Origin of the sequence: Nocardiopsis sp. RV163, assembly GCF_001029525.1 — a bacterium.
Lineage (GTDB): Bacteria > Actinomycetota > Actinomycetes > Streptosporangiales > Streptosporangiaceae > Nocardiopsis > Nocardiopsis dassonvillei.
On sequence record NZ_LEKI01000066.1, the window covers coordinates 1 to 22,139 of the forward strand.

Consider the following 22,139-nt stretch of genomic DNA (forward strand, 5'->3'; position numbering starts at 1 on the left):
CACCCGCTACGACGACGTGCGTACCGCGCTGTCCCACCCCGCCTCCAGCTCCGACGCCCGCCACCCCGCCTTCCCGGCCCTGGGCAGGGGCGAACAGGCGGTCGCCGCCGACCTGCGCCCCTTCATCCGCATGGACCCGCCCGACCACACCCGTGTCCGCCGCATGCTCGTGGGCGAGTTCACCGTGCGCCGGGTGCGCGGGATGCGCCCGGAGATCGAGCGGATCTGCGCCGAGCAGGCCCGCCACCTGCTCTCCCTGCCGACCCCCGCCGACCTGGTCGGCGAGTACGCCAACCGGGTGTCCACGACCGTCATCTGCCGCCTGCTCGGCGTCCCCCTGGAGGACCTGGAGTTCTTCCGGCGCATCACCACGGTCTCGGGCGGGCGCGACAGCGCCGAGGAGGAGGTGGGCGCCGCGCTCGCCGACCTGTTCGGCCTGATCAACCGGCTCATCGACGAGAAGGCCGACGACCCGCGGGACGACCTCATCAGCCGCCTGGTCACAGGCCCCCTGGCGCGCGGGGAGATCACCCGCCAGTCCCTGCTCTCCCAGATCGGCATCACGCTCAACGCCGGGCACGAGACCTCGCGCAACATGATCCCACTCGCGGCGCTGGCCCTGCTGGACCACCCCGACCAGTTGGCCCTGCTGCGCGAGGACCCCTCGCTGTGGCCGGGCGCGGTGGACGAACTCCTGCGCTACCTGTCCGTGGCCGACGTCATCACCCTGCGCGTGGCCACCGAGGACATCCCCCTGGACGGGGCCACCATCCCGGCGGGCGACGGGTACATCGCGCTGCTCGGCGCCGCCAACCGCGACCCCGCGGCCTTCCCCGAGCCCGGAAAGCTGGACGTGACCCGCTCGCAGCGGGGCCACGTCGCCTTCGGCTACGGGACGCACCAGTGCGTGGGGCAGAACCTGGGGCGCCTGGAGATCGAGGTGGCCCTGCGGACGCTGTTCGAGCAGGTGCCCACCCTGCGCCGGGCGGTGCCGCTGGAGGAACTGCCCCAGCGTTCGGCCTCGGCGATCTTCGGGCTGGAGGAGGTGCCGGTGTCGTGGTGAGCACCGACCGCGACCGGGCCGGTGAGACGTCCGGCCCCGACGGGGCCGAGACCTCGCCCGATCCCGGTCCGCTGCGCCTGCGCGCCGACACCGGCGTGTGCGCCGGAGCCGGACAGTGCGTCCGGGCCGCCCCCGACCTCTTCGACCAGGACGACGACGGCCTGGTGGTCCTGCTCCGCGCCGACGTACCCGAGCGGGACCGCGAGCGCGCCCTGACGGCGGCCGACTGGTGCCCCTCGGGCGCCGTCAGCGTCCACGAAGCCTCCTGACCCCCGCTTCAGGACACCATCCACCGGGCCGTGCCGTCCACGGCCCCGATCCGAAAGGCCCCACGATGAGACGACGATCCCTCATGGCCGGTGCGTGCGCACTGGCCCTGGTCGCGACCGGCTGCGGCGGCGGAGGGGAGCAGACCGCCGCCTCCGAGGAAGCCGCCCTGCGCTACGCCGCGGTGGGGGCGCCCGCCGCAACCACCCACGACCCGCACGGACGGGTCGGCAACGAGGCCGACTACCTGCGCTTCGCCATGCTCTACGACGTCCTCACCGTCACCGACGAGCAGGGCGCGGTCCAGCCGCGCCTGGCCACGGCGTGGGAGCCGGTGGACGGCGCCCTCACCCGCTGGAGCGTCACCCTGCGCGACGACGCCGCCTTCTCCGACGGCCAGCCCGTCACGGCCGACGACGTCCTGTTCTCGCTGCGCCGCATCCAGGGCAAGGGCGCCGAGAACAACGGCCGCCTGTCCATGTTCGACCTGGAGGCCTCCAGCGCCACCGGCGAGCACGGGCTGGAACTGGTCACCCGCCAGCCCTACGCCGAGGTCGGCCTGGCCCTGGCCTCCCTCACCTTCGTCGTTCCCGAGGGCAGCGAGGACATCACCGAGCCCGTCGCGGGCTCGGGCCCCTTCGTCCTGGACGAGGGGGACGACACCACCTCCGTCCTGAGCCGCAACGACGACTGGTGGGGTGAGGCGCCCTCCTACGGGAGGCTGGAGATCACCGCCATGCCCGACCCGGCCGCGCGCGCCGCCGCCGTCGCCTCCGGGCAGGCCGACGTCGCCGGGAGCGTCGCCCCGGCCACCGCCGAGCAGTACGCCGACGGCGGTGAGGTCGAGGTGGTCACCCGTCCCGGCGGCGTCAACTACCCGCTGGTCATGGACCTGGAGACCGAGCCCTTCGACGACCCCGACGTCCGCGAGGCGGTCAAGCTCGCCCAGGACCGCGAGCAGCTCGTGGAGACCGTCTTCCTGGGTTACGGCGAGCCCGGCGCCGACCTCCTCAGCCCCTTGGAGCCCTTCGCCCCGGACGCGCCCCCGGTGGAGCGCGACCTGGACCGGGCGCGCGAACTGCTGAAGGAGGCCGGTCACGGCGACGGGGTGTCCCTCACCCTGCACGCCACCAGTTCCTACCCCGGCATGGAGGAGGCCGCCGTGCTGGTCTCCGAGCAGCTCGCCGAGGCCGGGATCGAGGTCGAGGTCGAGGTGGGAGCCCCCGACACCTACTGGACCGAGGTCTGGAACGTCGAACCCTTCTACCTCAACAGCCTCGGCGGCAACGGCTTCGTGGACTTCTCCCGGATGGCGCTGCTCGCGGACGGCCCCATCAACGAGACCGGCTGGAACGACCCCGAGTGGGACGCCGCCTTCAACGACGCGCTGGCCACCGCCGACGAGGCCGAGCGCCACGCGGCCCTGGGCGAACTCCAGCAGCGCATCGCCGACGAGGGCGGCTACGTGGTCTGGGGCGTGGGCGACGGGATCGACCTCACCGCGCCCGGCGTGACCGACCTGCCCACCGGTCCCGGGTTCCACCGGCTGCGCGTCGAACAGGCCGGGGTGCCGGGCTGATGACCCCCACCCACGCGGCGCCGCCCGGCGCCGCGCCGCGGACGCGGGGAACGGGCAAGGCCCTGCTCCTCGCGTCCGCGCGGGCCCTGCTCCTGCTGGTGGCGGTGTCGGTCGCGGTCTTCGCCGCCACCGAGCTGCTGCCCGGCGACGCCGCCCAGCTGCGGGCGGTCCCCGGAGCGCAGCAGGAGGACGTCCAGCGGCTGCGCGAGGAACTGGGCCTGGACGCGCCCGCCTGGCAGCGCTACGCCGCGTGGGCGGGCTCCCTGGCCACCGGCGACCCCGGAGTCTCCCTGGTCAACGGGCGGCCCGTCGCCGACGCCCTCCTCCAGCGGCTGCCCGCCACGCTCGCGCTCGTCGGGGGAGCGCTCCTGCTTGCCGCGCCCGCCATGCTCGCCCTGGGCTGGTGGGCGGGCTCGGCCCGCCGGGGCGGGGGAGCGCCGACCGCGCTGCTGACCGGCGGCGCCGCCCTGCCCTCGGCCGTGGTGGCCAGCGCTCTGGCCGCCCTGCTCTCCGGGGCCCTGGGCCTGGTCCCGCCGGTGTCGCTGCTGCCCCCGGGCAGGCCGCCGACCGAGAGCCCCGAACTGCTGGTCCTGCCGGTGCTGTCCCTGGCGCTGCCCACCGCCCTGTTCGGCGCGAGCCTGCTCTCGGGCGCGGTGGCCGACGCCCTGCGCCGCCCCCACGTGGCCGACTCCCGGCGCCGGGGCAGCCCCGCCTGGCGGGTCGCGGCCGTGGACGTGCTGCCCTTCCTGCTCGCCCCCCTCACCCGCGTCCTGGCCGTCAGCGCGGGCGGGCTCGTGGCCGCCGCGACCGTGGTGGAGACCCTCTTCGGCTACCCCGGGCTCGGCTCCCTCCTGGTCTCCTCCCTCGCCTCGCGCGATTTGCCCGTGGTCCAGGCCACGGCGGTGCTCGCGGCGGCGGTCGTCCTGGCGGGCCTGCTGGCGGCCGACGCAGTCGCGGCCGTGGCCGACCCCCGGGGGAGGACGCCGTGACGCGCGCACTGCTGCCCGTCCTGCTCGTCGCGGTGCTGGCCGCCGCGCTCCTGGGGCACTGGCTGGCCCCCCACGACCCCACCGAGCCCCTCGGCGTGCCCTGGCAGGGGCCCGTGCCGGGGCACCCGCTGGGCACCGACGCCCTGGGCCGCGACGTGTGGTCGCGCGTGCTCGCCGGGGGAGGGGAGCTGCTGACCGTCTCGGTGGCCGCCGCCGTGTGCGCCTCGGCCGTCGGCGTCGTCGGCGGCCTGGCCGCGGGCTGGGCCGCGGGCGTGGTCGACCGCCTGCTCACCGCGGCGGCCGACCTCATGCTGGCCGTCCCCTCGCTGCTGCTGGCCCTGGTCGCGGCGGTCGCGCTGCCCGGCCGGGCGGCCGTCGTGGTGGCCACCGTGTGCGGCGGGGCTCCGCTCACCCTGCGCGTGGTCCGCGACGCCGTCCGCTCGGTGCGCGCGTCGGGGTACGTGGAGGCCGCCCGGTGCCGGGGCGAGCGCCCGGCGTCGATCCTGTTCCGGGAGGTCCTGCCCGCTGTGCGCGGGCTGGTCGCCGCCGACCTGGGCCTGCGTCTGGTGGTGGCCCTCCAGGTCGCCTCGGCGCTGGGCGTCCTGGGCTTCGGCGCCTCCCCTCCGGCGCCCGACTGGGCGCTGATGCTGCGCGAGAACATGGCCGGCGCGGCGATGAACCCCTGGGCCGTGGCCGCACCGGCCGCCGCCCTGGGCGCGACCACGGTCGTCCTCGCCCTGGCCGCCCAGTTCTCCCCGCGCCGCGACGGCGTCCGGCCCCGGCGCAGGGGTTTCGCGAGAAGGAGGAAGGAGGCTATCGGTGACAGTGGATCCGGTGGGTTCGGTGGATTCGGTGGTTGAGGACGCGGGGCTGAGCGCGCTGGGGATCCGCGTGCGGAACCTGGAGGGCCGGACCGTGGTCGGCCCGGTGGACCTGCGGGTGCCGGACGGGCGGGTCCTGGCGGTCATGGGCGGGTCCGGCGGCGGAAAGACGAGTGCCGTGCTGGCCGCCCTGGACGCGCTGCCGCCCGGGCTGGCGCGCGAGGCCGGGGAGGTGCGCTGGCACGGGACGTCGATCCCCGCCGGACGCGCGGCGCGTCGCTGGCGGCTGGCCCACGCCGGAATCCTCGGCCAGGACCCGGCCTCGGACCTGCACCCCCTGCGCACGGTGTTCGCGCTGGTGGCGGAGGGACTGCCGCGCTCCGGACCGGCGGTGGAGGGAGGTCCGTTCTCCAGTCCAGCGGCGGGGGTGCCGCCGCGCTCCGGAGGCCGGGACGCGCGGCGGGCCGTGCGCGGCGTGCTCGCGGACCTGGGCCTGGACCCCGACGCCGTGGGACGCCGCCGCCCGCACGAGCTCTCCGGCGGGCAGGCCCAGCGCGTGGCGCTGGCCAGGGCGGTCGTGGGCGACCCCCGCGTGCTGGTGCTGGACGAGCCCACCAGCGGCCTCGACCCCGCCACGGTGGAACTGGTGGTCCGGGTGCTGGAGCGGCGGCGCGGAAGGCCCGGCCGGGTGACGGTCGTCGTCACGCACGACCGCGCCTTCGCGGACCGCGTGGCCGACGACCGCCTCGTGCTGGGGAGCTTCTCCGACGCGCGGGGAGCGGACGCGGAGCGCGCCGCCCCCTCCGGCGGCGCCGAGGTGCTCGGGCTCCGGGGCGTGCGCGTGACCGCTCCCGGCGGACGGGAGCTGCTCGCCGCGGCGGACCTGTCGGTACGACGCGGCGAGTGCGTCGCGGTCCTGGGCCCCTCCGGAAGCGGCAAGTCCACGCTGCTGCGCGCCGTCGCCGGGCTGCACCCGCCCTCGTCGGGGGAGATGGCCCTGAACGGCGCTCCGCTGCCGCCGCGCCTGCGCGACCGGGACCGACCCCTCCTGCGCGCGGTCCAGTTCGTCGGACAGGACCCCGTGGGGGCGCTCAACCCCGCCCACCGCGTGGGCACGGCGCTGGCCCGCCCCGCCCGCGTGCTCCTGGGGCTCTCGCGCGCCGAGGCCCGAGCGCGCGTCCCCGACCTCCTCGCGCGGGTCGGACTGCCAGGAAGCGTCGCCGACGCCCACCCCGGTCGGCTCTCCGGCGGGCAGCGCCAGCGGGTGGCCATCGCCCGCGCCCTGGCCGCGCGCCCCGCCCTCCTGCTGGCCGACGAGGTGACCTCGGCCCTGGACGCGGCCAGCGCCCGCACGGTCCTGGAGCTGCTGGACTCCCTGCGCGAGGAGCACGGGCTGGCCGTGCTCCTGGTCACCCACGACCGCGACGTCGCCGCCCGCGCCGACCGGGTTCTGGCGCTGGACCCCGAGCGGCGAGGGCTGAATTCCGAGCGACAAGTCTCCTCAACTGCGAAAACGTGAGGAGTCGCAGGTAGCGGGGGAGCCCGGTCGCGGCGGGCTACCCCGCGTTCCAGCGGGAGGTGTGCGCCCGCAAGGGTGCACACCCTCGGCCCCGGCGCGGAAGCCTGACAGGGTGATCGAACCAGTTGACGTGACACCACGGAGGGCTTTCGTGGGTAACTCGTCGGGTTGGCTGGTCGGAACCGTGCTCCGACCAGCCCTCAGGAGATGTCAACCCCGTGTGGCCAACCATTCCTGACAGCGCTCATGGAACCACACCAGTACCTCGCGGATCTGGGCGCCTCCCAGTCCCATCAGAGCGTCCAGAGGGAAACTCGGTCGACGGTTCAACGAGTCCTCGGGCAGGTCGATACGGGGCACCTCGTTGAGGCGCTTGAGGAGTTCCCGGCGCATCTCGATGTCATCGAACGGTGGGCGGCGCCGCAAATGTTGGAAGACCACCTCGGCGGTGCCCGTGACCGGATAAAGGACGAGCAGCCAGCGATCCTCGACGGATGTCCCCTTTCCCCATGTGGTCAGAGCGCAGCTGGTCTCCTGAGCACCACCCCAGGAGAAGGACCCTCCCAGCGCCTCCCAGTCCTCCAGGAGCACGGTCACCTGCTGGACGACCGCAGGGGACCGGTTCTCCTTCAACAGAGCATGGAAACGGTTGCTGCGGTTCTGGCCCGTGTCCACGTCCATGCCGAGAAGACCGGCGAGTTCTTCGGAGGCCAGCTGCTGACTGGGTACGGGGCGACCATCGGAGAGGAACCGTACCCCCTCCTCAGAGAGCGCCGAAGCAGCGTTGCCTACCCCGGCGATGGGTTCCCCCTTGCTGTTGAACACGCGATGGGCGTTGGGAGCGCCGGGGTGGGCGCGGAGGAAAGCGGACACTGCGATTGGCGCGGTCCCCACCACTTGGGCGATGGCCTGACACGTTGTCCAGCGGCCCGCCGGGACCATGGCGGTGGCCTGGCTGATGGGTTCGGTGCTGAGAAGGGTTTCCTCTGCCACCGTGGAACGGGTCTGGGGTGAGGGCCAGAGCTTGATTGAACGCTCCGCAAGCCTCCGGCTGCGTGCTTCAATCTCCGGCCGTCCCCAGCTCTGTGCCTCCGCGATCTCACGGTTCATGCACAGGGAACTGGACTCGAAGATGCGCTGCTTGCGGTCGAACATGTGGTTGGAGAGCTTGGAGTTCTCCGCCGTCATCGTGAGATTGCCGAGGGTGTGCACCAAGCGGTTCTGGAGGTCGGCGACCGTCTCGTCCGGGTCGGTCTGCTCGCTCAGGAGCTGGGACCACTGTGGTGTCAGGCGCTGGGGCATGACGTGTTCGATGGTCAGTTTGGCCTTGGAGAAGTCGACGGGCTCGGGAGCGTTGTAACTCTCCTCAAGGCGACGAAGCACGTAGGTGCGCTGGTGAGCGCGCCCTGACCAGTAGAAGTTGCCGGACACGAGGGCCTTGGTCAGTGCCTCGTCCGAGGGCCAGCGCAGGCGGGGATTCGACAGATAGCGGTGTACGAACTCGTCGACGGCCTCTCCAGGAACGAGTTTGGCCGGCGCCCTGAGAAAGGCGACGTTCAGACCCTGAGTGTGCATACGGACGAGCATGCGGCGCACAAGGTAACTCTCGATGTGGTCCAGGGCACGTGCCACCTCCTCGGCCGAAGCGTGCCCCTGGTCGCGTAGGACCATCATCCTCAAGGCGAGCGGCCGGTAGACGGTGTTTCCCCAAGCGGCGAGGCGTGAGAGGGGAAGGCGCAGGCTCTCGTCCCGTTCCTGCGGGGGGTCGACGATACGAAGGAGCAGTTGCCCGAGGCGGCGCAGCTTTTTCAGTTCCTCGCGGACGGCGTTCTCACCACCGGCGCGGGATACCTTCTCAAGGCGCTGCTGCTGGGTCCGGTAGACCTCCCGCTGCTTGGCGTCCTCATTTCCTCTCAGGATCAGATCCAACCAGGCCAGCGTCTCCAGGTTCTCCGGCCCCAGCTCCTCCTGCATGGGAAGCCAGACCTCGTCGTAGACCTCTTCACCTGTATGAGGCAGCAGCATGAAGACGTAGTTGCGAAGCAGGTCGGTCTGGCTGAGGCCCTTCCCTGTGTTGTTCAGGGACTCGAAAATCCTGAAGACATTGTCCCCTGGGTCGGCCTGGATCTCGACCAGGCTCAACCCGCGCCCGATGGTCGCCTCCAGGGCCAGGAGTTCCTCGACAGAATAGTTCCTGATACGGCTGGTGAAGTAGTTATAGGCGAAGCCCACGTTGTCGGTGCTGCCTGCTTGGGCGTCACCATCGATGATGGCTTGGAAAGCCTTGAGATCGGACTGTGTCGGTACGATCCGGTATTTGTCGAGGCGCCTCTTGTACTGGTTGACGAGATAGGTGTTATGGATCCGCTCGGCTTCTCCGGGCTCTTCCGGGTCGCCCTTGTCGACTACCCGCAGTCGGTCGCGGATCGCCGCGAAAGCGATGGTGAGCGTGGTGAGCCTCTGCTGTCCGTCGATGAGCAGCCATCGTGTCATGTCACTCGCAGCTGAGAGACCGGGGGCCAACACCACCGAGCCCATGAAGTGACCAGTGGAGGCCGTCCACTGGGACTCGGATTCCTGGACGGTGGCAGCCTGTTCGGTGAGGTCGTCCCAGAGTTGTCCGAGCTCTTTCTTGGTCCATGAGTAGGGGCGCTGGTAGAGGGGGACTTGGAACTGCTTGGTGCCTTCGACCATCTTCTGGAACGTGGTCTCGTATGCCTTCATACGCACGCATTCTTTTACGGGGGGTGAACAGGGGACTCTGTCGGTGGTCGGTCCGCTTCGGAGGGGGCTCGCTTGGCTCGGGCGCATCGTGTGTGGGCCATCGGCGCCCGTCACCGATGTTCTGCGGGAAACGGCACTGACCAGCATAGGGAACGGAGAACCACTTGGCAGGGGATCAGGGGAAACCGGCCGAAACCGGCCCCCTGACCCCTGCCGGAGCGGTTCAGGCGACGTCGCCGACGAAGTAGACGGTCTCGCGCATGTAGTCGTCCATCTCCTCCCAGTCGCTGAGCGTCAGTTCGACCTGGAGGTAGGACTCCTCCTCGGGGAGTGCGCAGCCGAAGCCCGCGGTGGCGGTGCGTCCGTCCATGACCGCCGAGGTGAACCCGGTGCCGGTCTGGTCGGTGTACACGTCCTCGGCGGTGCGGCCCTCCTCGCCGACCTGGCAGTAGACCGAGAGGTAGGTGAGGTCGACCGGGGCGCCGGTGGCGTTGTCGAACTGCACGTCGAAGTACACGTACGGGGTGCTCTCGGGCATGTCCCACTCGCCGGAGACGCGGCGCTCGACGCCCGCCAGCCGGACCGTGAGGCCGTCGGCGTAGGTGTACTCGGAGCCGAATTCCTCCTCGACCGTGCCGGGCGTCTCCTCCTCGGCGGCCTCGGCGGCCTCCTCCTGCGCGGCGGGCGGCTCGGCGGAGTCCTGCACGGGTTCCAGGTCCACGATCTGGTTCTCGTCGGGCGCGTCGGCGCAGCCGGTGGCGAGGGTGAGCAGGACCACGAACAGGACGCCGCTGAGGGCGGGCTTGAGGTTCTTCACGGGGGGTCTCCTCCAACGGGGGAAGTGGCGGCCGGGGGTGGCCGCGTCCGGATGGTCGCCGCGCGCTCGCCCGGGGTCCGGGCCGTCGTGCGCTGGCGGGATCCAGCATGCGGCGCGACACGCGCGAAGGAGAAGTCTGTGAGTCGGCAAGGGGGGTTATCAGACAAATAAGGAACGCGATGGGTCGTGCGTGCGTCACCGTGCCCTCGCGCGCACGCGTGAGGCCGGGGAGCCCTCCCCGGGCTCCCCGGCCTCGTCAGGACCTGCGGGCGGTGCTCAGCGCCGAGCGGCGGTGGGCGCGTCCAGCCCGGCGAGCTCCTCCATCTGCTTGATGACGTCCTCGATCGCCTTCTTCTCCTGGTCCGGCGGATAGTTGAACTTGGCCAGCAGGCGGCGCACCCGGCTGCGCAGCTTGGCCCGCACCGGCTCGCGCGAGAGCCAGTCGGTGCTCAGGTTCTTGGCGACGTCCTTGACCAGGGCGCGGGCGATGTCGGCCAGGACCTCGTCCTTCATCAGCTCCCGGGCGCTCTCGCTCTTGCACACGGCGTCGTAGAAGGCCAGTTCCTTGTAGTTGAGCGGGGGGTCGAAGCGATCGCCCCGCTGGAACTCGGCCACGGCGTCCTGCGCCAGGGCGAAGAGCTCGGCCAGCACCTGGGCGCTCGTGAGCTGCTCGCGCATGTAGCGGATCATGAGCGCCTCCAGCCGCTCGGTGAAGCGCTCCCGGCTGATGGCGTTGTACCGGGTGGCCTCGCGCAGCTTCTCCCGGGCGAGCCGGTGCAGCGCCTCCACCGCAAGGTTGGGGGTCTCCGAGTCCTGGAGGCGGCGCAGCTGGACCTCGTTGAGTCGGGTGATGTCCAGCCGACCCAGGCCCGACTCGGCGTACAGGTCGGTGATCTCCTCGGCGTCCACCGCCGAGGCCGCCAGCTGCGACAGGTACATGCTGATCTCGGCGGGCAGCGCCTCACCCCGTGCCTCACGGTTGGCGGCCTCCAGCTTGACCACCCAGGCGCGCACCTCCACGAAGAAGGCGATGTCGCGGCGCCAGTGCTCCAGGTCCCCGAACCGCTCGCTGATCTGCGAGCTCATCGCGCACAGCTGGTGGAAGCGCTCCAGTTTGGTCGCGCTCTCACGGAAGCGCTGCGACAGGGACTTGCCGTCCCCGTCCTCGGGCTTGCGCTGGGCCTCGCGGGAGACCAGGTGATCGGAGACCAGCTTCAGCGCCCGCAGCCGGGAGTGGTCGCCGCTCGCGGCCAGGAGCCTGCGCCAGTCGATCCCCGACAGCAGGCCGCAGATGGTCTCGTACTCGTTGCGGACCTCGGTGATGGCCCGGTCGATGTCCCTGCCCAGGGTCTTGTCCCGCTGGTCGCCGGGTGAGTACTCGGCCAGGGCCTTGCGCAGGTTCTCGGACAGCGGGGCGTAGCCCACGAGCAGCCCGTCCTGCTTGTCGCGGAACCGCCGGTTGACGCGGGCCAGGGCCTGCATCAGGTTCGCGCCGCTCATGGACCGGTCCATGTACATGGTGTGGATCGGCGGGGCGTCGTAGCCGGTCAGCAGCATGGAGTGCACGATGAGCAGCTGGAGCTCGTCGTCGGGGTCCTTGGCGCGGGCCTGGACGACCCGGTGCCCGGAGGGCCGCATGGCGTGGGCCTTGAGCTCGGGGGAGTCGCCGGGTTCGCCGTGGAAGACCACCTTCATCACGCCCGTGTCGGGACCGGTGCCCACCCACCCCGGGCGCAGCTCGGCCAGGGCGTCGAACATCCGCACGCACACCTCGCGGGTGGCGCACACCAGCATGGCCTTGCCCGGGCTGCCCAGGTAGGGGCGTACCAGCCTCGAACGCTCCTCCCAGTGGTCGACCAGGTCCTGGGCGAGTTTGGCCACCCGGTCAGGAGCTCCGTAGATGTTGGTCATCTGCATGGCGGCCCGCATCGCCCTGCGGCGTTCGGCGTCGTCCATGGCGGCGGTGAGCGTGTCGGCCTGCTCGTCCAGGTCGGCGGGGTCGATGTCCTTGGGCAGGGAGACATCGATGAGCCGCGGCTCGTGGTAGACGCGGACGGTCGCCCCGTCCTCGACCGCGCGCCGCAGGTCGTAGACGTCGATGTAGTCCTCGCCCGCGCCGAACACCTCGCGGGTGTTGGCCTCGGCCTTGGAGAGCGGGGTTCCGGTGAAGGCGAGGAGCGTGGCGTGGGGCAGGGCGTCGCGCAGGTGCCGGGCGTAGCCGTCGAGGCTGTCGTAGTGGCTGCGGTGGGCTTCGTCGACGATGACCAGGATGTTGCGCCGCTCGGACAGCAGGGGGTGGTCGGCCCCCGACTCGCGCTCCTCCTTGGTGCGCCCGAACTTCTGGAGGGTGGTGAAGACGATCCCGCCGGTGTTGGTGTTGGCTAGTACCTCGCGCAGCTCCTGGCGGCTGTCGGCCTGGACCGGATCGGCGCCCAGCAGCTCCCGGCTGGCCTGGAAGGTGCCGAGGAGCTGGTCGTCGAGGTCGTTGCGGTCGGTGACGACCACGACGGTGGGGTTGTTGAGCGACGGTTCGCGGGCCACCAGGCCGCTCAGGCACACCATCTCCTCGGACTTGCCCGACCCCTGCGTGTGCCAGACCACGCCCGCCTGCCCGTTGGTCCGGGAGGCGCGCACGACGGCCTTGAGTGCTTTGTTGACCGCGAAGTACTGGTGGGCCTTGGCCACGCGTTTGCCGTGCCGGCTGCCACTGCTGGTGAAGTTGACGAAGTTGCGGGCCAGGTCCAGGAAGCGGGCCTGGTCGAACAGCCCGCGCAGGGCCAGGGCCAGCGCGTCGGGCTTCTCGGCGCCGAACTCGCCGTATTCGCCGTACTCGGAGTCGGGGCTGCCTGGGGGGTTGCCCTCGCCGTCCACGTTCCAGGGCGCGAAGTGCTCGAAGGGCGTGAACGGGGTGCCGTACTTGGCGGTGACGCCGTCCGAGACCAGGCACAGCACGTTGTAGCGGAACGCGGCCGGGAACTCCTCGGCGTAGGTGCCCAGCTGGGCGTGGGCTCTGGCGAGGGTGGTGCGCGAGTCGGAGCCGTTCTTGAGCTCGATGACGGCGAGGGGGAGGCCGTTGACGTAGAGGACGACGTCGAAGCGGCGCTCGCGGTCGCCGTCGACCAGCCGCACCTGGTTGACCGCGCGGAAGGTGTTGGCGTGCGGGTCGCGGAAGTCGACGAGGCGAACGGTGGGGGAGTGCTCGGCGCCGAAGTCGTCGGTGTAGGTGAGGCGGATGCCGGAAGTGAGGTAGCCGTGGGCGAGCCGGTTCTCGGGGAGCGGTTCGCGCGACTGGGGGGTGGTCGCGGTGGTCATGACCTGTTCCACCGCGGAAGGGGTGAGCTCGGGGTTGAGGCGTTCAACGGCCTCGCGCAGGTCCTGGTGGAGGATGAGGTCGTCCCAGACCCGGCGTTGGCCCTCGGGCTCGGGGGAGAACTCACGGCCGGGGGCGGGACGCCAGGCGAGCTCGCCGAGTTCGTCGAGGGCGTGCTGCTCCCAGTCGGCCTCGGTCATCCGGCCGGAGGCGGCGGGGACGGCGGGAGCTTCGGAGGCGTCGGAGGTGGCGGCGTCGCCGGGTCTGGGGGGTGTCATACGTTGTCCTCCACGATTTTCTCAGCGTCCTTGACGCGGAGCTTTCCGGACATCAGTTGGGGAAGAAGGGTGTCACGCAGTTCCGCGAGCGTGAGCCCTTCTTGTTCGGCGACGAGGGCACGGTTCCACAGCGGCCCTAGAGAGGAGCTGAGCTGAGAGATCGTTTCAAGGCTGGGAACGGGAACGGTCTCGTCTAGGTGGCGTCGCTGAATGTGGCCCATGGTGGTGGCCTTGTCAGCGGCGATGGCCTGGAAGTCAGCGATCTTGTACTTGACCAGTTCAAAGGCTAACCATGCAGGGTAATCGTTTTTGGGGACGACCTTGAAGATGTGCTGGTTGATGATGCCTTGTGGGCGGTACCACCTTTGTGCAGTCAGCGATCCTGACCAAGCGAAGAGGATGTCTCCGGGGTTGGCAAGATGCTTCTCAGGGGCTTCGATATCGTTGTATACGGTAGAGTTGCCAGGACCCGAGTTTATCTCAGCAATGCGGATGACCATCCGGCCGGTTCCAGTTGGGTTCTTGGTAAAAGCTCGCCCGTTAATGAACTCTGCTGTGCTGGACAGGGGTGTGTCCGTGAAGTGGTCCGGCGTCTTTTCGACGGCATGGGAGTATGTGGTTGTGGCTAGTTCTGCGGCTGCCTGAGAGATTTGCTCATTGATTGAGATCTTGTCGTCTAGTGCTGTGAGAACTTCGGTAATGGCGTGCTGCTCGCGGAGGGAGGGAACTTGCACTTCAAAAGACTTGAGGATTCCCAAATTGATATGGGGTACCCCTGTCGTGATGGCTCGGTTGCGGATTTCCTGGATCATGGCTGGTGAACGAAAATAGTAGTATATAAAGTCTGGTGTTGTGATCTTCGGGTTGACGCGCAATCGCATCTGGCTCTGGGATATTACGTATCGAACGAAAGGCTTGCCTGGAACAACTCCAACCTGACCAAGGGTGCCCCGCTGGGTGAATACCACATCTCCGGGGATGGCGAGGTTTCTGGAAAGATGTTTTTCTGCCTTTTCGGGTGTGACGAAAACAAATCCATCTGCGTGGAATTTTCCATTCGAGCCGAGGTTTTGTCCTCGAATTACCGGTATTCCTGATTCTACATAGTCTTTGCCTCCCAATGAGGACCCGAAGGGTCCGCCAGCGATTCCCTTTTCGGTGGCCAATTCATTGACGGTGAGACGCTGCCACTTGCTCATCCGATCCTCCCGAGCTGCTCGCGGACGACGCCCTCAAGGCGCTTGGACTCGTCGAAGTGCTCGAAGAGCTCCTTCGTCAGACGGGCGATCTTCTCATCCAGCGGTTCGGCGTCTGGGTCTTCTTCAACCTCGGCCGCACCCACATACCGACCCGGGGTGAGCACGTATTCGTTCTTGGCGATCTCCTGGAGCTTGGCCGAGTAGGCGAAGCCGGGAACGTCCTCGTAGGTCAGCTTCTTCTTCCTGGCGGAAGCGGTGCCGCGCCAGGCGTGGAAGGTGTCCGCGACCTTCACCAGGTCTTCCTCCGAGAACACCCGCTCGGTGCGGTTGATCATCTCGCCCATCTCCCGGGCGTCGATGAACAGCACCTCGCCGCGCCGGTCACTGGTCGCCCCAGCCCCCTGCACACCCTTGTCCCTGGTCAGGAACCACAGGCACGCCGGGATCGCCGTGGTCCGGAACAGGTTCCCCGGTAGCGCCACCATGCACGCCACCAGGTCCGCGTCCACGATCGCCTTGCGGATTTCGCCCTCGCCCGAGGACTGCGAGGACATCGACCCGTTGGCCAGGACCACGCCCGCCGTGCCGCGCTCGCCCATCTTCGAGATGATGTGCTGCAACCAGGCGTAGTTGGCGTTGTTCGCGGGAGGCACGCCGAACCTCCACCGCCGGTCATCCGTTCGCCGCTCCCACGGGTGCAGGTTGAACGGCGGGTTGGCCAGGATGTAATCCGCCTTCAGGTCCGGCAGCTTGTCGTCGGCGAACGTGTCCGCCCAGCGCTTGCCCACACCCTCGGGGTCCATGCCGTGGATGGCCAGGTTCATCTTGGCCAGCCGCCACGTGCGCTCGTTGGCCTCCTGGCCGTAGACCGCGATGTCGTGCGTGCGGTCGCGCCCGCCGTGGTGCTCGACGAACTTCTGCGCCTGCACGAACATGCCGCCCGACCCGCAGCACGGGTCGTAGACCCGGCCCTTGTAGGGCTCCAGGATCTCCACCAGCAGTTCCACCACGCTCTTGGGCGTGTAGAACTCTCCGGCCCGCTTGCCCTCGGCCCGCGCGAACTGCTCCAGGAAGTACTCGTAGGTCTCACCGAGCACGTCCTGCGCGGCCTTCTCCCCGTCGCCCGCGAACCGGGCGTCGCTGATGAGGTCCACCAGCCCCTTCAACCGCTTCTGGTCCACGTTGTCGCGGTTGAAGATCTGCGGCAGCACACCGGTGAGCGCCCTGTTCTCCTTCATCAACTCGCCCATGGCGTCGTCGATGAGCTTGCCGACCCCCTCGGGGGTGCTGGCGGCGTTGTCGGCGATGTACTTCCACCGCGCCTTCTCCGGCACCCAGAAGACGTTCTCCTCGATGTAGGAGTCCTGGTCCTCCAGGAAGGCCGCCCGGCGGTGCTCGGGGATGCCCTCCTCCTCCAGCTCCGCGACGAGCTCCCGGCGGCGCTCGTCGAAGGCGTCCGTGACGTACTTGAGGAAGACCAGCCCCAGCACGAACTCCTTGTACTGGGCAGCGTCCATGGACCCGCGCAGCTGGTCGGCGGCCTTCCAGAGGATGGCCCGAATCTCCTGGGGGGTGGAGGCGCTGAACAGCTCACCCTGCTGGGTGCTGGCGCGCTTGCGTGGCGGCATGTGCTCTGTGTTCCTTCCGGGTTGTGGTGCTGCCCGGCGACGCGGCCACATGAGGGGAGGGCGGAGCCGGGGCAGCGGGGATACGCGGAAAAGTCTGTCAGGTGGTAGGGACGGCCAGCGTCCCGTCGCTGAACCCGGCGGCGCTCAGCCGCCGGATCGTGTCGAGTTCGGCGTACTGTTCGTCCAGCAGCGCGCGTCTGCGTTCGGCCCCGGCGAGCACGGCATCCAGCCGGGCAACCTCCTCCGGGTGCAGGTCGGGCAGGGCGATCTCCCCGACCCCGCGCGGGGCTCGGACCGCTCCCGCCGGCCGCTGCGCGGAGAAGGTTCCCTCCAGCAGCAGCGTCAGAACCCGGGGGGTGAGCGCCCGTCTGGCCTCGCGGTTCACCCGCAGGATCCGGGCGGGGAAGGCCACCACCGAGGAGCCCTCGTGGTCGATCATCACCCCGAACTCCGGGCCGGTCGTGTACACCACGTCGCCCGGTTCGGTCAGGGCCGCGTGCGGGTACTCCACCGCGAACACGACCCGGTCGATCCACCGGCCGTCGCGCGGTGCCCGGCCCAGTACCTCGTCCGGGCCGAGGACGGCGTACTGCCCCCGCGGTTCGATGTGCTCGGCCGCGATCCGGTGGCCCTTGACCAGGACGAGACGCTTCTGCCTGATCAGGGTTCCTACGGTGACCCGCTCCGGCGCGGGCCCCACCCGGCGCACCAGCCCGCCGCGCAGCGGGCCGTGCGCGTCCGTGTGCGACCGCGCCTCGCTCTCCGCCTCGGACAGGCGTGCTTCGGCCTCGGCGATCAGGGCCGGACGGTCGCGAACAGTGCGGGACAGGATCCGCGAGACCGGTGGCCCCGGGGGCACGAGGGGATCGCCGAACCGTTCCTCCAGGTCCTTGACGGTCACCGACAGGCCGTACCGGGGGTCGTGGCCGCCCAGGTGGTGTCCCTCGCGCCGCCAGAGCAGGATGTCCTCGGCCAGGGCCTCCCCGACGCCCGAGTCCAGGGAACGGGCGCCGATGTCGCTGATGAGCACCCGGCCGCGCGCGGCGGCCACCGGCTCCCGGGTCAGGGTCCACATAGCGCACCCGTAGCCGGGCCGGTAGGGGTCGGCGCCGCCGGGGAAGGTGGTGACCGACTCGACCAGGCCGCTGCGCAGCAGGCGTGAGCGGATCTGCGCCTCGCGTGCGTCCAGCTCCCCGACCAGGGCGTCGGCGGGGCCGACGACCACCGCCGTGCAGCCCTCGCCGAGCAGGTCCCCGATGGACTCCACCTCCTCCAGGACCCGGGACCTGGAACGGCTCTCCCCGGCCTGGTAGGGCAGGGTGGTCACGATCAGGTCGGGGTCGGCCAGCCGCTCCTCCAGCTCGCCGCCCTCCTGCACGTCCAGGCCGAGTTCGGGGACCCCGGACAGTTCCAGGCGGCGGCGGGTGAGCCGGGCCAGGACGGCGCTGCGCTCCGCGGCCAGGGCCGTGGTGTCGGAGGGGTCGTCGAGCGCGGCCACGACGTCGTGGAGCAGGTCCCCGCACAGAGCGTGCGGGTCGGCGACGGTGAGGGCGCCGTCGTCGCGGACGCGCCCCAGCGGGTCGGCGACGCGCACGACCAGGCGGCGCAGCCCGGGGGAGAGGGAACCGGTGTCGGGGCCGGTGAGGCCGAGACGGTGCCGGTGGGCCATGAGGTGTTCGTGGGCGCTGCCGGGGGTGTAGGCGGCCTCGATCAGCTCCTCGGCCAGGCGCGCCAGGCGGGCGGAGAGAGCGGGGTCCTCGACCAGCTCCCGCCGGAAGAACTCGTCCTCGGGGTCCATGCGCTCCACCCGGTCGAGCAGCGCGTCCTCCGTGATGCCGGCGAGGGGCTTCTCGTCCATGTGGTGCAGGCACAGCAGCGCGCCGAGCACGGAGACCAGGCGCTGCGCGCCGATCTCCTCGGCGAGGCGTACGAGGCCGTGCGCGACCAGTTCCGGGCCGATCTCGTCGGCGGGGGTGTTGCCCAGGCCGGTGGTGGTGAGCCAGTCGGCGATCGTGCGGCCGTCGAACCAGGTGCGGTTGCCCCTCTCCGCGACGGGAGCGGGGAAGTCCGGGTAGCGCCGCCGCCAGGTGGAGACCACCGGGCGCTGGACGCGGGCGAGGGCGGCGATGTCGGACAGGGAGAGCAGCGGGGGTGACGACGGCATCCGGTGCTTCCTCGCTCTCTGCGCTGGGGGTGGGGTGAGGGAGTGAGGCCACTCTAGAGCAGAATCCCCGATTCCGTAGGCCTTTCTCTGATAACCGGGCTTATCGTTCTGTGGTGGAGTGATTTCGGGGATTTCTGGCTACTGTCCTCTCCATGGCGCGGGCGGACAGCCGCCCGCCTCCCACACCACGGCGTCCGGTGCGCCACCGGTACCGGTAGACCAGGAGGACCCCTCGTGAGCCGACAGCACGCACGTTTCCGCAGGAGCACCACCCGTCCGCCGCGCGCCGCCCGTCCGCGCAGGTGCGGCAAGCGCTGGTTCAAGGACAAGGTCAGCGCTCAGCTCGCCCTGGCCACCATCCGCCGTTACGGGAGGGACCGGACGGACCGGATGCCGCGCCGGGCCTACGAGTGTCCGTCCTGCAAGGGGTGGCACCTGACCTCCCAGGAGGAACTTCCCTACTCCGCCCGCGCAGCCCGGTCCTCCGGTGAGGGGCTGCGTGTCCCGGGCCCCCGACGTGCGGAGCCCCGGAAGCCGGATGAGCAGCGGAGGCTGAGGACCAATCAGGCGATGCGGGCGCACCGGATCGTTCAGGGGCTGGAGCCGTGGGTGTGCGCCTACGCGGGTGAGCACGCGGAGGCTCATGGGCGCGGGCCGACCTGGCGCGAGCTGGAGGCGGTGTTCGGCTGGGACCGGTGGGCGGGCGCGCTGGTCATCCGGTACCTGGTGGACCAGGGGTGGCTGCGGGAGGAGGAGGGAAGCCCGTGCCTGCTGCCCGGTGAGCGCGGGTGAGCGCGGAAAGACGGGGGTGCCCGGTCACTGCCAGGGGGAGGCAGCGGCCGGGCACTGTTGTGTCTATCGGTCAGCGGGAGAGGGCGGCGGAGAGGAAGCCGGTCCACTCGGTGGCGGGGAAGGGGAGGTGTCCGGCGTCGGTGTGCTTGGAGTCGCGGATGGCCGCGCCGCAGGGGAGGTCGGCTACCTCCACACAGTTGACGCGGTCGCTGCTGTAGCTGCTCTTCCGGAAGGCGGGCGGCACTTGGGCAACTTCGACACAGTTCTGGCTGGCGCCGCTGTAGCTACTCTTCCGGAACACAAGGCTTGTCACGTTACGTCCTCTAGCGATGCCGACAGTTCGTGGATGAAGTCTATGGTTTGGGCCACGGTGAGGGATGTGTTGTGGGCTTCCCGCCACATCGCGTCATAGTTCCTGATCTCTTGAGGTTCTTCGACGAAGAAGCAGGATGTGGGGGTTTCGGCGTAGCCGATCGTCGGGTCAGCGGGTTCTGCGAACTCCATGATCTGGAAGCCGCCCAAGTTCGCTGCGTGCATGCCTGCTGAGAACGGCAGAACGTGGATGGAGATGTTGGGTTTCGTGGCCATGTGAGCGAGGTGGAGCAGTTGCTCCCTCATCGCGGCTGTACCTCCTGCTGGTCTCCGAAGAGCAGCTTCGTCGATGATGGCTGCGTACTCGGGCGGGTAAAGGCGAGCCAGGATGGTTTGCCGTTCCATCCGGGCTTCCACATGTCGTTGGATCTCTTCCTCGGCGAAGGCATTCGTGCCGGTGAAGACAGCACGTGCGTAGTCAGCAGTCTGTAGGAGCCCAGGGATCACCTGAGCTTCATAGGTGCGTATGAGGGAGGCTTCGACTTCGAAGGCAGGAAGTCCGCTTGTTCCGAAAACTTCCTTGTATCGGTACCACCACCCCTTTTCTTTGGACTCTCGGTAGAGCTGGTGGAGCGCTTCCCGTGTCTCCTCGCTGACCTCGTACAGATCGGCAAGGGCATCAAGGTCGCGGGTGCGTGTGCGGCGAGACTCAGCAGTCTCGATCTTGCTGAGGGTGGTGCGAGGGACTCCAGACCTCTTGGAGGCCTCTTCGAGAGTCAGCTTGTGCTTGTCCCGTAGGTGGCGCAGCTCGAAACCGAGCCGACGTAGGCGGATGGTGGGACTGTGTGGACGTTGCATGAGGGCAGCCTAGTAAAGATTTTCCGGAAATCCCAGTTATCGATTGACAGGCAGGGATTTCCGGATGCAATATGGGGATGTAGTCAGTGACTGATAGATCACACAGAGTTCATATCGGTCAGGCTACGCCCTGCCCGTTCCGCGCATCACGGCATCCGTGAGACTCCTCCAACGGGCACCATGCAACCCCTGCTCACGTAAGGCTCTACGCCAAGGAGTGTGTTCGTCATGCCCGTAAACGCCTCGGCTCCTGTGCCCGTGCTGGGAGAGGCCATGGTGCCGCTGTCCAGCTTCATCCAGCCGGTGCACCGCCACTACTTCACCCGTTGCGCCGAGCGCCCGAACTACCGTCTGCGCCGCTACGACTTCGCCGGGACCCCGGCCGTCATGCCGCTGGTGCGCGCGTTCCTGGACACCTGTGCCGCCGCCAGGTCCGCCGACTACCGCTACCTCTTCACCCTGCTCGGCAGCGAACTCGCCAACAACGCGATCCGCCACAGCCTCTCCGGTCAGCCCGGGGGCAGCTACACCCTCCTCGTCCACCGCCACCGCACCGGCCTGCACCTGTCCTGCCGTGACCGGGGCGGCCTGCGCGACAGGGACGCGCGCCTGGAGCCCGACCCCGACGGTCTGGACCCGGACGCCGAGTCCGGGCGCGGCCTGGCCCTGGTGGACGCCCTCGCCACCGCATGGGGCGACAACGGCAACGCCCACTACCGCACGGTCTGGTTCTCGCTGGCCTACGACCTCACCGGAAGCCGCTGGGACACCGGCGGCTGAGGCGACTGCCATGACTGACATGTCGCAGACATGAGACGGGCCCAGGAGGCGCTGCAACGCCTTCCGGGCCCTGGATCCCCGAAAACCCAACACAGACATATGCAAGGAAAGAGGATCTGATGCAGAACCCTATCCCCTCGCCCCGGCGCCCCGACGACTTCCGCCCCATCCCGATGCTCCCGCGCCGCACCCCGCTCATCGGTCCGACCTGCCCGTCCTGCGACCACCCCTCCTGCCGGACCCGCCGCGCCCAGCGCCTGCCCCGCCTGGGCGGCCACCGCGCCGAGTTCGCCGTCGAGCACGCCCGGGCCGCAGCCGTCCAGGCCCGCAACCGCCACCTGGTGATCTGGTGGGGCGAGGCCACCCAGTCCTTCTGGATCGCCACCCCCGCCGGGCTGACCGAAGCCGCCGACACCGACGCCCTCCTCCTGCTCCTGCGGGCGCAGACCACCCGGTCCACCACCAGGCGCACCGATCCGTCCGCAGCCCGGCGCCCCGTTCCCATCGCCTGCTGATTCCTCTCGCGCACGCCCTCCTGGACTCCGGAGCCAGGAGGGCTTTGTGCGGTCATGCTTGTGGCGGGAGACAAGTCCCGGGACTGGAACAAGTGGTACACCAGGAATATCCGGGTCGCCGACGACCTGTTCGATGAGCACATCGAAAGGCTCAAGAAGGGGCAGTGATGGGTGCAAGCCTCCAGGACATGCTGAACGAGCGGCCCGTCGACCGGGAAGCGGTGAACGCGCACAAGAGGCGGATGCTGGAAGACGTCCTCGTCCACCGGTTGCGCGAGCTGCGCCAAGAGGCCGCGCTCACCCAGGTCGAACTCGCCGAGCGGCTGAACGTCAGCCAGAACCGGGTGTCCAGCATCGAGAGAGGTGGCATCGAGCGCACCCAGATCGACACCCTGCGGCGTTACATCGAGGCACTCGGCGGCTCGCTGCACGTGGAGGTCGAACTCGGGGACCAGAGGTTCCAGATCGCTTAGGGGCGACCACGCCATGTGCCTGCGAGGCGTTGTCCACGGGAGTTGTCCACA

General features: G+C 69.8%; 18 protein-coding genes. 10 read left to right on the forward strand and 8 right to left on the reverse strand.

The genetic code is table 11. From position 1 onward, the window contains the following. The 6 genes from ABD54_RS13565 to ABD54_RS13590 all read left to right on the forward strand — a co-directional run. Positions 1-1,063: cytochrome P450 (locus ABD54_RS13565; protein ID WP_047869840.1), on the forward strand; the 1,063-nt coding region annotated here is incomplete at its 5' end. Beyond that, on the forward strand, positions 1,057-1,332 hold the full coding sequence (locus ABD54_RS13570) for a ferredoxin (protein WP_235432056.1): 276 nt from the start codon (positions 1,057-1,059) through the stop codon (positions 1,330-1,332). The genes ABD54_RS13565 and ABD54_RS13570, both read left to right, overlap by 7 nt. A gap of 65 nt (positions 1,333-1,397) precedes the next feature. Next, a complete protein-coding gene (locus tag ABD54_RS13575) occupies positions 1,398-2,909 on the forward strand; it encodes an ABC transporter substrate-binding protein (protein WP_047869841.1) in 1,512 nt (503 codons plus the stop codon). After that, entirely contained in the window at positions 2,909-3,898 is a 990-nt protein-coding gene (locus ABD54_RS13580) for an ABC transporter permease (RefSeq protein ID WP_047869842.1), read from the forward strand. The genes ABD54_RS13575 and ABD54_RS13580 overlap by 1 nt, the downstream gene beginning before the upstream one ends. Beyond that, on the forward strand, positions 3,895-4,758 hold the full coding sequence (locus tag ABD54_RS13585) for an ABC transporter permease (RefSeq protein WP_047869843.1): 864 nt from the start codon (positions 3,895-3,897) through the stop codon (positions 4,756-4,758). The genes ABD54_RS13580 and ABD54_RS13585 overlap by 4 nt, the downstream gene beginning before the upstream one ends. Then, positions 4,718-6,238, forward strand: a complete 1,521-nt coding sequence (locus ABD54_RS13590; RefSeq protein ID WP_053063589.1) for an ATP-binding cassette domain-containing protein — start codon at positions 4,718-4,720, stop codon at positions 6,236-6,238. Before ABD54_RS13585 ends, ABD54_RS13590 begins: the two co-directional genes overlap by 41 nt. Before the next feature lie 210 nt (positions 6,239-6,448). Here the strand turns inward: ABD54_RS13590 and ABD54_RS13595 are convergent, their stop codons facing one another. The 6 genes from ABD54_RS13595 to ABD54_RS13620 all read right to left on the reverse strand — a co-directional run bounded on the left by ABD54_RS13595 (position 6,449) and on the right by ABD54_RS13620 (position 18,358). Then, positions 6,449-8,962: a DUF262 domain-containing protein gene (locus ABD54_RS13595; RefSeq protein ID WP_047869845.1), complete on the reverse strand. Its 2,514-nt coding sequence runs from the start codon at positions 8,960-8,962 to the stop codon at positions 6,449-6,451. Positions 8,963-9,185: 223 nt separating this feature from the next. Beyond that, positions 9,186-9,779: a hypothetical protein gene (locus ABD54_RS13600; RefSeq protein ID WP_047869846.1), complete on the reverse strand. Its 594-nt coding sequence runs from the start codon at positions 9,777-9,779 to the stop codon at positions 9,186-9,188. 276 nt (positions 9,780-10,055) lie between these two features. Then, on the reverse strand, positions 10,056-13,367 hold the full coding sequence (locus ABD54_RS13605) for a type I restriction endonuclease subunit R (RefSeq protein WP_047869847.1): 3,312 nt from the start codon (positions 13,365-13,367) through the stop codon (positions 10,056-10,058). Beyond that, the gene (locus ABD54_RS27250; protein WP_082166810.1) at positions 13,364-14,566 is read right to left on the reverse strand and encodes a restriction endonuclease subunit S; all 1,203 of its coding nucleotides are present in this window, start codon (positions 14,564-14,566) and stop codon (positions 13,364-13,366) included. Before ABD54_RS27250 ends, ABD54_RS13605 begins: the two co-directional genes overlap by 4 nt. After that, positions 14,563-16,194 (reverse strand): class I SAM-dependent DNA methyltransferase, encoded by a 1,632-nt coding sequence (locus ABD54_RS13615; protein ID WP_047869848.1) that lies wholly within the window; start codon positions 16,192-16,194, stop codon positions 14,563-14,565. Before ABD54_RS13615 ends, ABD54_RS27250 begins: the two co-directional genes overlap by 4 nt. Before the next feature lie 97 nt (positions 16,195-16,291). Further along, positions 16,292-18,358 carry a hypothetical protein gene (locus tag ABD54_RS13620; protein ID WP_047869849.1) on the reverse strand — a complete coding sequence of 689 codons (2,067 nt, stop codon included), beginning with the start codon at positions 18,356-18,358 and terminating at the stop codon, positions 16,292-16,294. Positions 18,359-18,592: 234 nt separating this feature from the next. Here ABD54_RS13620 and ABD54_RS13625 point away from each other — a divergent pair, with 234 nt between their 5' ends. After that, positions 18,593-19,150: a hypothetical protein gene (locus ABD54_RS13625; RefSeq protein ID WP_047869850.1), complete on the forward strand. Its 558-nt coding sequence runs from the start codon at positions 18,593-18,595 to the stop codon at positions 19,148-19,150. 70 nt (positions 19,151-19,220) lie between these two features. On the opposite strand, the gene ABD54_RS13630 is transcribed toward ABD54_RS13625, so the two are convergent. Together ABD54_RS13630 and ABD54_RS13635 are read right to left on the reverse strand one after the other, a co-directional pair. Then, positions 19,221-19,463 carry a DUF397 domain-containing protein gene (locus tag ABD54_RS13630; protein ID WP_047869851.1) on the reverse strand — a complete coding sequence of 81 codons (243 nt, stop codon included), beginning with the start codon at positions 19,461-19,463 and terminating at the stop codon, positions 19,221-19,223. Next, on the reverse strand, positions 19,460-20,320 hold the full coding sequence (locus ABD54_RS13635; RefSeq protein WP_047869852.1) for a helix-turn-helix transcriptional regulator: 861 nt from the start codon (positions 20,318-20,320) through the stop codon (positions 19,460-19,462). Before ABD54_RS13635 ends, ABD54_RS13630 begins: the two co-directional genes overlap by 4 nt. A 228-nt stretch (positions 20,321-20,548) precedes the next feature. Here ABD54_RS13635 and ABD54_RS13640 point away from each other — a divergent pair, with 228 nt between their 5' ends. The 3 genes from ABD54_RS13640 (at position 20,549) to ABD54_RS13655 (ending at position 22,088) form a co-directional block, all read left to right on the forward strand. Beyond that, positions 20,549-21,100 (forward strand): ATP-binding protein, encoded by a 552-nt coding sequence (locus ABD54_RS13640; RefSeq protein WP_047869853.1) that lies wholly within the window; start codon positions 20,549-20,551, stop codon positions 21,098-21,100. A 119-nt stretch (positions 21,101-21,219) separates the two neighbouring features. Further along, positions 21,220-21,615 (forward strand): hypothetical protein, encoded by a 396-nt coding sequence (locus ABD54_RS13645; protein WP_047869854.1) that lies wholly within the window; start codon positions 21,220-21,222, stop codon positions 21,613-21,615. A gap of 167 nt (positions 21,616-21,782) precedes the next feature. Beyond that, positions 21,783-22,088 (forward strand): helix-turn-helix transcriptional regulator, encoded by a 306-nt coding sequence (locus tag ABD54_RS13655; RefSeq protein WP_047869855.1) that lies wholly within the window; start codon positions 21,783-21,785, stop codon positions 22,086-22,088. Positions 22,089-22,139: the final 51 nt, after the last annotated feature.